The 8,761-nt window shown below is 41.7% G+C and carries 18 protein-coding genes; all 18 read left to right on the top strand.

What is annotated here, in order from left to right:
• Nucleotides 1–8: 8 nt before the first annotated feature.
• The 18 genes from GPA07_RS00345 to rplF all read left to right on the top strand — a co-directional run bounded on the left by GPA07_RS00345 (nucleotide 9) and on the right by rplF (nucleotide 8,755).
• Complete coding sequence (locus tag GPA07_RS00345; RefSeq protein WP_157291860.1) at nucleotides 9–965, top strand: alpha/beta fold hydrolase; 957 nt, start codon at nucleotides 9–11, stop codon at nucleotides 963–965.
• Nucleotides 966–1,183: 218 nt separating this feature from the next.
• Nucleotides 1,184–1,492 (top strand): 30S ribosomal protein S10, encoded by a 309-nt coding sequence (gene rpsJ / locus GPA07_RS00340; protein ID WP_003156464.1) that lies wholly within the window; start codon nucleotides 1,184–1,186, stop codon nucleotides 1,490–1,492.
• Nucleotides 1,493–1,529: 37 nt separating this feature from the next.
• The gene (gene rplC, locus GPA07_RS00335; protein ID WP_008356528.1) at nucleotides 1,530–2,159 is read left to right on the top strand and encodes a 50S ribosomal protein L3; all 630 of its coding nucleotides are present in this window, start codon (nucleotides 1,530–1,532) and stop codon (nucleotides 2,157–2,159) included.
• Between the two features lie 27 nt (nucleotides 2,160–2,186).
• Nucleotides 2,187–2,810: a 50S ribosomal protein L4 gene (rplD, locus tag GPA07_RS00330; RefSeq protein WP_099679362.1), complete on the top strand. Its 624-nt coding sequence runs from the start codon at nucleotides 2,187–2,189 to the stop codon at nucleotides 2,808–2,810.
• Nucleotides 2,810–3,097, top strand: coding sequence for a 50S ribosomal protein L23 (gene rplW, locus GPA07_RS00325; protein ID WP_008356532.1), 288 nt, complete (start codon nucleotides 2,810–2,812; stop codon nucleotides 3,095–3,097). The genes rplD and rplW overlap by 1 nt, the downstream gene beginning before the upstream one ends.
• Nucleotides 3,098–3,125: 28 nt before the next feature.
• Complete coding sequence (gene rplB, locus GPA07_RS00320; RefSeq protein WP_008356534.1) at nucleotides 3,126–3,959, top strand: 50S ribosomal protein L2; 834 nt, start codon at nucleotides 3,126–3,128, stop codon at nucleotides 3,957–3,959.
• 57 nt (nucleotides 3,960–4,016) lie between these two features.
• Nucleotides 4,017–4,295, top strand: a complete 279-nt coding sequence (gene rpsS, locus GPA07_RS00315) for a 30S ribosomal protein S19 (protein WP_003216920.1) — start codon at nucleotides 4,017–4,019, stop codon at nucleotides 4,293–4,295.
• Between the two features lie 17 nt (nucleotides 4,296–4,312).
• A complete protein-coding gene (rplV, locus tag GPA07_RS00310) occupies nucleotides 4,313–4,654 on the top strand; it encodes a 50S ribosomal protein L22 (protein WP_007496316.1) in 342 nt (113 codons plus the stop codon).
• A gap of 3 nt (nucleotides 4,655–4,657) precedes the next feature.
• Nucleotides 4,658–5,314, top strand: a complete 657-nt coding sequence (rpsC, locus tag GPA07_RS00305; RefSeq protein ID WP_003217241.1) for a 30S ribosomal protein S3 — start codon at nucleotides 4,658–4,660, stop codon at nucleotides 5,312–5,314.
• Nucleotide 5,315: 1 nt separating this feature from the next.
• Nucleotides 5,316–5,750: a 50S ribosomal protein L16 gene (rplP, locus tag GPA07_RS00300; RefSeq protein WP_003225801.1), complete on the top strand. Its 435-nt coding sequence runs from the start codon at nucleotides 5,316–5,318 to the stop codon at nucleotides 5,748–5,750.
• Nucleotides 5,740–5,940, top strand: a complete 201-nt coding sequence (rpmC, locus tag GPA07_RS00295; protein WP_003217155.1) for a 50S ribosomal protein L29 — start codon at nucleotides 5,740–5,742, stop codon at nucleotides 5,938–5,940. The genes rplP and rpmC overlap by 11 nt, the downstream gene beginning before the upstream one ends.
• A 25-nt stretch (nucleotides 5,941–5,965) precedes the next feature.
• Nucleotides 5,966–6,229: a 30S ribosomal protein S17 gene (gene rpsQ, locus GPA07_RS00290; RefSeq protein WP_003216906.1), complete on the top strand. Its 264-nt coding sequence runs from the start codon at nucleotides 5,966–5,968 to the stop codon at nucleotides 6,227–6,229.
• 39 nt (nucleotides 6,230–6,268) lie between these two features.
• Nucleotides 6,269–6,637, top strand: a complete 369-nt coding sequence (rplN, locus tag GPA07_RS00285; RefSeq protein ID WP_003216882.1) for a 50S ribosomal protein L14 — start codon at nucleotides 6,269–6,271, stop codon at nucleotides 6,635–6,637.
• Nucleotides 6,638–6,672: 35 nt separating this feature from the next.
• Entirely contained in the window at nucleotides 6,673–6,984 is a 312-nt protein-coding gene (gene rplX / locus GPA07_RS00280; RefSeq protein ID WP_008356538.1) for a 50S ribosomal protein L24, read from the top strand.
• 25 nt (nucleotides 6,985–7,009) lie between these two features.
• Nucleotides 7,010–7,549, top strand: a complete 540-nt coding sequence (gene rplE, locus GPA07_RS00275) for a 50S ribosomal protein L5 (RefSeq protein ID WP_008356540.1) — start codon at nucleotides 7,010–7,012, stop codon at nucleotides 7,547–7,549.
• 22 nt (nucleotides 7,550–7,571) lie between these two features.
• Nucleotides 7,572–7,757, top strand: a complete 186-nt coding sequence (gene rpsN, locus GPA07_RS00270; RefSeq protein ID WP_008356542.1) for a 30S ribosomal protein S14 — start codon at nucleotides 7,572–7,574, stop codon at nucleotides 7,755–7,757.
• Nucleotides 7,758–7,788: 31 nt separating this feature from the next.
• Entirely contained in the window at nucleotides 7,789–8,187 is a 399-nt protein-coding gene (gene rpsH, locus GPA07_RS00265) for a 30S ribosomal protein S8 (RefSeq protein WP_007496327.1), read from the top strand.
• Nucleotides 8,188–8,218: 31 nt separating this feature from the next.
• The gene (rplF, locus tag GPA07_RS00260) at nucleotides 8,219–8,755 is read left to right on the top strand and encodes a 50S ribosomal protein L6 (protein WP_008356543.1); all 537 of its coding nucleotides are present in this window, start codon (nucleotides 8,219–8,221) and stop codon (nucleotides 8,753–8,755) included.
• Nucleotides 8,756–8,761 lie beyond the last annotated feature (6 nt).

Raw genomic sequence — 8,761 nt, 5'->3', positions numbered from 1 at the left:
TCACTGGAATGGCGAAGACAAATTTAAAAAAATGGATGATTGGCGGGCTTGAGCAATGGATTATGATAAAAGAGGATCATTCAAAAACAAAGCCCGTTCTATTATTTTTACACGGTGGGCCCGGCTCAGCTCAAATCAGTTATATTGATTCCTTTCATAAGGAACTTGATCAAGATTTTACCGTCGTGCATTGGGATCAACGTGGTGCAGGACTGTCTTATCAAAAAAATATTTCTGATTCGTCGATGACCATACAGCAATTTGTAGAGGATACGATTGAGCTCACAGAAAAACTGCTCTCCTATACTGGCAAAACGAAGGTATACATTGCAGGTTATTCATGGGGATCATTAATAGGCATACAAGCAGTACATAAACGTCCTGACCTGTATCATGCGTACTATGGAATTAGTCAGGTGGTCGATGTATTAAAAGAAGATATTGTGTCGTATGAACTTCTTCTCAAAAAATACCATCGCAATCGACTCTTCACACGTTGTCTGCAATTACTTACACCACCTCCATGGAAACGAACCTCTGCTCATGCTTTGTTCTCTCTATATAAAGAGATTGCAAAAGTGGGACTCACGCATAGGTGGAAGCCGCTTTTTCAAATGGCGCATGCTTTTCTCCGTAGTAAGCATTATCAGCTGAAAGACAAGTGGAAATTCCTTAAAGGGCAGAAGTATAGCCAAGTCAAACTGTGGGATCAGCTGATGAATGAGAGGATTCAATACCGAGTTTCTTCTATATTAATACCGTGCTACTTTATCATTGGGGAACATGACATGATTACACCAGCTGCTGTATCAAAACCATATGTTGATCAATTAAAAGCTCCAATAAAAGAATGGTTCATCTTTAAAGAATCTGCTCATTCCCCGCATATTGAAGAGCCGGATGAATTTATTCGTATCGTTAGAAAGACTGCTATACATCATCTTCAGGGAAGGCTTGATTTATAGGCTCAACCCCTGTATAATATGAAAAGTGTGCAAATCATAAATTTATCCGATTTATTATTGCAACACACAGGCCAATTTGGTACAATAGTGCATGTTGGTCTTTGACTGCGATGAAGTGAGAGGTTGCTGACACACCCGGCCGCTTTGCCATGGCAAGGTGATCAGGTTTTTCTCACGGAGAACTGTCTAACGTAAGTAGGCGAAAAGGAGGGAAAATAATGGCAAAACAAAAAATTCGTATTCGTTTAAAAGCATATGATCATAGAATTCTTGATCAATCTGCTGAGAAGATTGTTGAAACGGCTAAGCGTTCTGGTGCTAGTGTATCTGGTCCGATCCCGCTTCCAACTGAAAAATCAGTTTACACAATCCTTCGTGCGGTGCATAAGTACAAAGATTCTCGTGAGCAATTTGAGATGCGTACTCACAAACGTCTAATCGACATTGTGAATCCAACTCCGCAAACAGTTGATGCACTTATGCGTTTAGATTTACCATCTGGTGTAGATATCGAAATCAAACTTTAATTCAAATAGAAAACACATATTATAGGAGGTGTGACGAATGACCAAAGGAATCTTAGGTAGAAAAATTGGTATGACGCAAGTATTCGCAGAAAACGGTGATCTTATCCCTGTAACTGTTGTTGAGGCTGCTGCAAACGTTGTTCTTCAAAAGAAGACTGCTGAAACGGATGGCTATGAAGCAATCCAAATCGGCTTTGACGACAAACGTGAAAAGCTTTCTAACAAACCAGAGAAGGGCCACGTTGCTAAAGCGGAAACTGCTCCTAAGCGCTTCGTAAAAGAATTACGCGGTGTGGAGTTAGATGCGTATGAAGTTGGTCAGGAAGTCAAAGTTGATATTTTCGCAAATGGAGATATCGTAGATGTAACAGGAACATCAAAAGGTAAAGGATTCCAAGGGGCTATCAAACGCCACGGACAATCACGCGGACCAATGACTCACGGTTCACGTTACCACCGTCGTCCTGGTTCAATGGGACCTGTTGATCCAAACCGTGTATTCAAAGGTAAACTTCTTCCAGGTCGTATGGGTGGAGAGCAAATCACTGTCCAAAACCTTGAGATCGTTAAAGTGGATGCAGAACGCAACCTTCTTTTGATCAAAGGTAACGTACCAGGAGCTAAAAAATCTCTAGTAACTGTAAAGAGTGCAGTTAAATCTAAATAACTCTCTTAGGAAAGGAGGAAACAAGTCATGCCAAAAGTAGCATTATTTAACCAAAACGGTTCTACTAACGGTGAAATCGAATTAAACGCTTCTGTGTTTGGGATCGAGCCAAACGAAAGCGTAGTATTCGATGCTATTCTTATGCAAAGAGCTTCCTTACGTCAAGGAACTCACAAAGTAAAAACTCGTTCTGAAGTACGTGGCGGAGGTCGTAAGCCTTGGAGACAGAAGGGTACTGGTCGTGCTCGTCAAGGTTCTATCCGTTCACCACAATGGCGCGGAGGCGGTATCGTATTCGGTCCAACACCACGCAGCTATTCTTATAAATTACCTAAAAAAGTTCGCCGCTTGGCTATCAAGTCAGTATTGTCATCTAAAGTAATCGACAACAACATCATCGTTCTTGAAGATCTTACTCTTGATGCAGTGAAAACGAAAGAATTCGCAGGCATCCTTAAGGGATTATCTGTTGAGAAGAAAGCGTTGATCGTCACTGCGGATGCAAACGAAACAGTTGCTTTATCTGCTCGTAACATCCCTGGAGTAACAGTTGTTGAAGCTAAAGGTATCAACGTTCTTGACGTTGTCAACCACGACAAACTTCTGATCACTAAAGCAGCGGTTGAAAAAGTAGAGGAGGGACTTGCATAATGAAAGATCCTCGTGATGTTCTAAAGCGCCCTATCATTACTGAACGTTCTGCTGATCTAATGACAGAGAAGAAGTACACGTTCGAAGTTGATATCAGAGCTAACAAAACAGAAGTGAAAGACGCTGTTGAAGAAATCTTTGGAGTGAAAGTTGAGAAAGTCAACGTTCAAAACTACAAAGGAAAATCTAAACGCGTTGGACGCTACACTGGTATGACTAGCCGTCGCAGAAAAGCGATCGTGAAATTAACTGCTGACAGCAAAGAAATCGAAATTTTTGAAGCATAAATCTTAAAAAGAAGGAGGGAAATTCAAAATGGCGATTAAAAAGTATAAACCAACCAGTAATGGTCGTCGTGGCATGACTACTTCAGATTTTGCTGAAATCACGACTGACAAACCAGAAAAATCGTTGCTTGCGCCGCTTCACAAAAAAGGCGGACGTAACAACCAAGGTAAATTAACTGTTCGTCATCAAGGTGGCGGACACAAACGTCAATACCGTATCATCGACTTTAAGCGTGATAAAGACGGTATACCTGGACGCGTTGCTACAATCGAGTATGATCCAAACCGTTCAGCGAACATCGCTCTTGTAAACTATGCAGATGGTGAGAAGCGTTACATTCTTGCTCCAAAAGGAGTTCAAGTTGGTACTGAAGTCACTTCTGGACCAGAATCTGACATCAAACCAGGTAATGCTCTTCCACTTATCAACATCCCAGTTGGTACAGTTGTGCATAACATTGAATTAAAACCAGGTAAAGGTGGACAATTAGTTCGTTCTGCTGGTACTTCTGCTCAAGTTCTTGGTAAAGAAGGTAAATACGTTCTTGTACGCTTGAACTCAGGTGAAGTTCGCATGATCCTTTCTGCTTGCCGTGCGACTATCGGTCAAGTTGGAAACGAACAACACGAACTAATCAACATCGGTAAAGCTGGACGTTCTCGCTGGAAAGGCGTTCGCCCAACAGTTCGTGGTTCTGTAATGAACCCTAACGATCACCCACACGGCGGTGGTGAAGGACGCGCTCCAATCGGACGTAAATCACCAATGTCTCCATGGGGTAAACCGACTCTTGGATTCAAGACTCGTAAGAAAACCAACAAGTCTGATAAATTCATTGTACGTCGTCGTAAAAATAAGTAACGGGGTTGTCTACGGTTCATTTAGGACCGTAGTTCAATCACGAAGGGAGGTTCCACAATGGCTCGCAGCTTAAAAAAAGGACCATTTGTTGATGATCATTTGATGGCTAAAGTCGAGAAATTGAATGAAACTGACAAAAAGCAAGTCGTAAAAACTTGGTCTCGTCGTTCTACAATTTTCCCACAATTCATCGGTCACACAATCGCTGTCTATGACGGACGCAAACATGTACCTGTTTTCATTTCTGAAGATATGGTAGGTCACAAATTGGGCGAATTCGCACCAAGCCGTACTTACAAAGGTCATGCTAGTGACGATAAAAAAACAAGACGCTAATGAGAGGAGGCTTTTAAATGCAAGCTAAAGCTGTCGCAAGAACAGTCCGTATTGCTCCTCGTAAAGCACGTCTAGTAATGGACCTGATCCGAGGTAAGCAAGTAGGAGAAGCAGTTTCTATCTTAAACCTTACACCTAAGGCTGCTTCACCAATTATTGAAAAAGTATTAAAATCTGCTATCGCAAACGCTGAGCACAACTACGAGTTGGACGCTAACAGCCTAGTGATTACTCAAGCATTCGTTGACGAAGGTCCAACACTTAAGAGATTCCGTCCACGTGCTATGGGTCGTGCGAGCGCAATTAACAAACGTACTAGCCACATTACAATCGTTGTATCAGAAAAGAAGGAGGGATAATCCGTGGGTCAAAAGGTAAATCCAGTAGGTCTTCGTATTGGCGTCATTCGTGATTGGGAATCTAAATGGTTCGCAGGAAAAGATTACGCTGACTTCTTACATGAAGACTTGAAAATCCGTGAATTCATCAGCAAGCGTTTGTCTGACGCGTCTGTTTCTAAAGTAGAAATCGAACGTGCTGCAAACCGCGTAAATATCACAATCCACACGGCTAAACCAGGTATGGTCATTGGTAAAGGCGGATCTGAAGTTGAAGCACTTCGTAAAGCTCTTAACAGCCTAACTGGCAAACGTGTACACATCAACATTCTTGAAATCAAGAGAGCAGATCTTGATGCTCAGCTAGTTGCTGAAAACATCGCTCGTCAACTTGAAAATCGTATTTCATTCCGTCGTGCACAAAAACAAACAATCCAACGCACAATGCGTGCTGGAGCACAAGGAATCAAAACAATGGTTTCTGGTCGTCTTGGCGGTGCAGATATTGCTCGTTCTGAATATTACAGTGAAGGTACTGTTCCATTGCACACACTTCGTGCTGATATCGACTATGCTACTGCTGAAGCTGATACTACTTATGGTAAGCTTGGCGTAAAAGTATGGATCTATCGTGGAGAAGTCCTTCCAACTAAGAAGAATACTGCGGAAGGAGGAAAATAATATGTTATTGCCAAAACGCGTGAAGTATCGCAGAGAACATCGTGGAAAAATGCGTGGTCGTGCAAAAGGCGGCACTGAAGTACATTTCGGTGAGTTCGGTATCCAAGCTCTTGAAGCTTCATGGATCACTAACCGTCAAATCGAAGCTGCTCGTATTGCTATGACTCGTTACATGAAACGTGGCGGTAAAGTTTGGATCAAAATTTTCCCTTCTAAGCCATACACAGCTAAACCTCTAGAGGTCCGCATGGGTTCCGGTAAAGGTGCTCCAGAAGGCTGGGTAGCTGTAGTAAAACCGGGCAAAGTTTTATTTGAAATTTCTGGTGTGTCTGAAGAAGTGGCTCGTGAAGCTCTTCGTCTTGCATCTCACAAATTGCCAATTAAAACGAAGTTCGTAAAACGTGAAGAAATTGGTGGTGAATCAAATGAAAGCTAATGAAATTCGTGACCTTACCACTGCTGAAATTGAACAAAAAGTAAAGTCTCTTAAAGAAGAACTTTTCAATCTTCGTTTCCAATTAGCGACTGGGCAGCTTGAAAACACTGCTCGCATTCGTGAAGTGCGTAAATCAATCGCACGCATGAAAACTGTGATTCGTCAAAGAGAAATCGCTGCTAATAAATAATAATTAGAGGGGAGGCCCCGCAAACATGAGCGAACGTAACCAACGTAAAGTGTATCAAGGTCGTGTTGTTTCTGACAAAATGGATAAAACCATCACTGTTGTTGTTGAAACATACAAAAAGCATTCACTTTATGGCAAACGTGTAAGATACTCTAAAAAGTTCAAAGCACATGATGAAAACAACCAAGCAAAAATCGGAGACATCGTAAAGGTCATGGAAACTCGTCCATTATCTGCGACTAAACGCTTTCGTCTAGTTGAAGTTGTCGAAGAAGCTGTTATTATCTAATAAAGTTCGGATTTCTTTTTCCGAAGGGAGGTAACATTAATGATTCAACAGGAGACTCGTTTAAAAGTAGCTGACAACTCTGGCGCACGCGAAGTACTAACGATTAAAGTTCTTGGTGGCTCTGGACGTAAAACGGCTAACATCGGTGATGTCATTGTTTGTACGGTTAAACAAGCAACACCAGGAGGCGTTGTCAAAAAAGGTGAAGTTGTGAAAGCAGTTATCGTTCGTACAAAGAGCGGAGCTCGCAGAAACGATGGATCTTACATCAGTTTTGATGAAAATGCATGTGTCATCATCCGTGACGACAAGAGCCCGCGTGGAACTCGTATCTTCGGACCAGTAGCACGTGAACTTCGTGAAAACAACTATATGAAAATTGTTTCTCTAGCACCAGAAGTACTTTAATGAATACAATCCGCGACTCAAGGAGGTGCGATTAAATGCATGTTAAAAAGGGCGATAAAGTAGTGGTTATCTCTGGTAAAGATAAAGGTAAACAAGGTGTCATCCTTGCTGCTTTCCCTAAAAAGGAACGTGTTTTAGTAGAAGGTATTAACCTTGTGAAAAAACACTCTAAACCAACCCAAGCTAACCCTCAAGGCGGAATTTCTGAACAAGAAGCGCCGATCCACGTATCAAACGTAATGCCGCTTGATCCTAAAACGGGTGAAGTGACACGTGTTGGGTATAAAGTTGAGGACGGAAAGAAAGTCCGTGTAGCGAAAAAATCTGGGCAAGTTCTAGATAAATAGTAAATAAGGAAGGGAGGTCTTTCTCATGAACCGCCTTAAAGAAAAGTATATAAAAGAAATTACACCTGCATTAGTTTCTAAGTTTGAATACACTTCAGTAATGCAAGTGCCAAAAATCGAAAAAATCGTGATCAACATGGGTGTTGGTGACGCAGTTCAAAACGCTAAAGCAATCGATACTGCTGTTGAAGAATTAACGTTTATCGCTGGTCAAAAACCTGTCGTTACTCGTGCGAAGAAGTCTATTGCTGGATTCCGTCTACGTGAAGGAATGCCAATCGGTGCGAAAGTAACACTTCGCGGAGAGCGCATGTATGATTTCCTTGATAAACTTATTTCTGTATCTTTACCACGTGTACGTGACTTCCGCGGGATTTCTAAGAAATCTTTCGACGGACGTGGAAACTACACGCTTGGTATTAAAGAACAGTTAATCTTCCCAGAAATTGATTACGATAAAGTAACAAAGGTCCGCGGTATGGATATCGTTATCGTTACGACTGCCAATACGGACGAAGAAGCACGTGAGTTATTAACTCAAGTAGGTATGCCGTTCCAGAAATAATCAATGAAAGGGAGGCGAAATCGTGGCTAAAAAGTCTATGATTGCGAAACAACAACGCAAACAAAAGTTTAAAGTTCAAGAGTATACGCGCTGCGAACGTTGTGGACGTCCACATTCAGTTATTCGTAAGTTTAAACTTTGCCGTATTTGTTTCCGCGAACTTGCATATAAAGGACAAATTCCTGGCGTTAAAAAAGCCAGCTGGTAATCCCCATAAATGGGAAGGAGGTTATTAAATAATGGTTATGACAGATCCGATTGCAGATTTGCTGACTCGTATTCGCAATGCGAACATGGTACGTCATGAGAAGCTAGAAGTACCGGCTTCAAAAATCAAAAGAGAAATTGCTGAAATCTTAAAGCGTGAAGGTTTTATCCGTGACGTTGAGTACGTCGAAGACAGCAAACAAGGTATTATCCGTTTGTTCCTTAAATACGGTCAAAACAACGAACGTGTTATCACTGGTCTTAAAAGAATCAGTAAACCTGGTTTACGCGTATATGCGAAATCAAATGAAGTACCACGTGTACTTAACGGACTTGGAATCGCAATTATTTCTACATCACAAGGCGTTTTATCGGACAAAGAAGCCCGTGCTAAACAAGCTGGTGGAGAAGTACTTGCTTACGTATGGTAAAAAAAGTTTAAGATGAATGGAGGTGCTTGGTATGTCTCGTATAGGTAAAAAACTAATCGAGATCCCTTCAGGAGTAACTGTGACAAACAACGACAACACAGTGACAGTAAAGGGACCAAAAGGTGAACTAACTCGTACATTTCACCCTGATATGGAAATTAAAATTGAGGACAACGTCTTAACTGTAAGCCGTCCGTCTGAAAATAAAGAACACCGTGCATTACATGGTACAACACGTAGCTTGATTGCTAACATGGTTGAAGGTGTATCTAAAGGTTTCGAAAGAGGTTTAGAACTTATCGGTGTCGGTTACCGTGCAGCTAAATCTGGAAACAAACTTGTTCTTAACGTTGGATACTCTCACCCAGTTGAAATCGTACCTGAGGCTGGAGTTGAAATCGAAGTTCCATCTCAAACGAAAGTAATCATTAAAGGTATCGATAAAGAGCGTGTAGGAGCTCTAGCTTCTAACATCCGCGCTGTCCGTGCTCCAGAGCCTTACAAAGGTAAAGGAATTCGTTACGAAGGTGAATTCGTTCGCCGTAAAGAAGGAAAAACTGGTAAGTAAGATCGC

The sequence above is a fragment of the Bacillus sp. ms-22 genome (assembly GCF_009759805.1).
GTDB lineage: Bacteria > Bacillota > Bacilli > Bacillales > Bacillaceae > Bacillus > Bacillus xiamenensis.
Note: the sequence above shows the minus strand (reverse complement) of the source record. Positions and strands in the feature narration are given on the sequence as shown.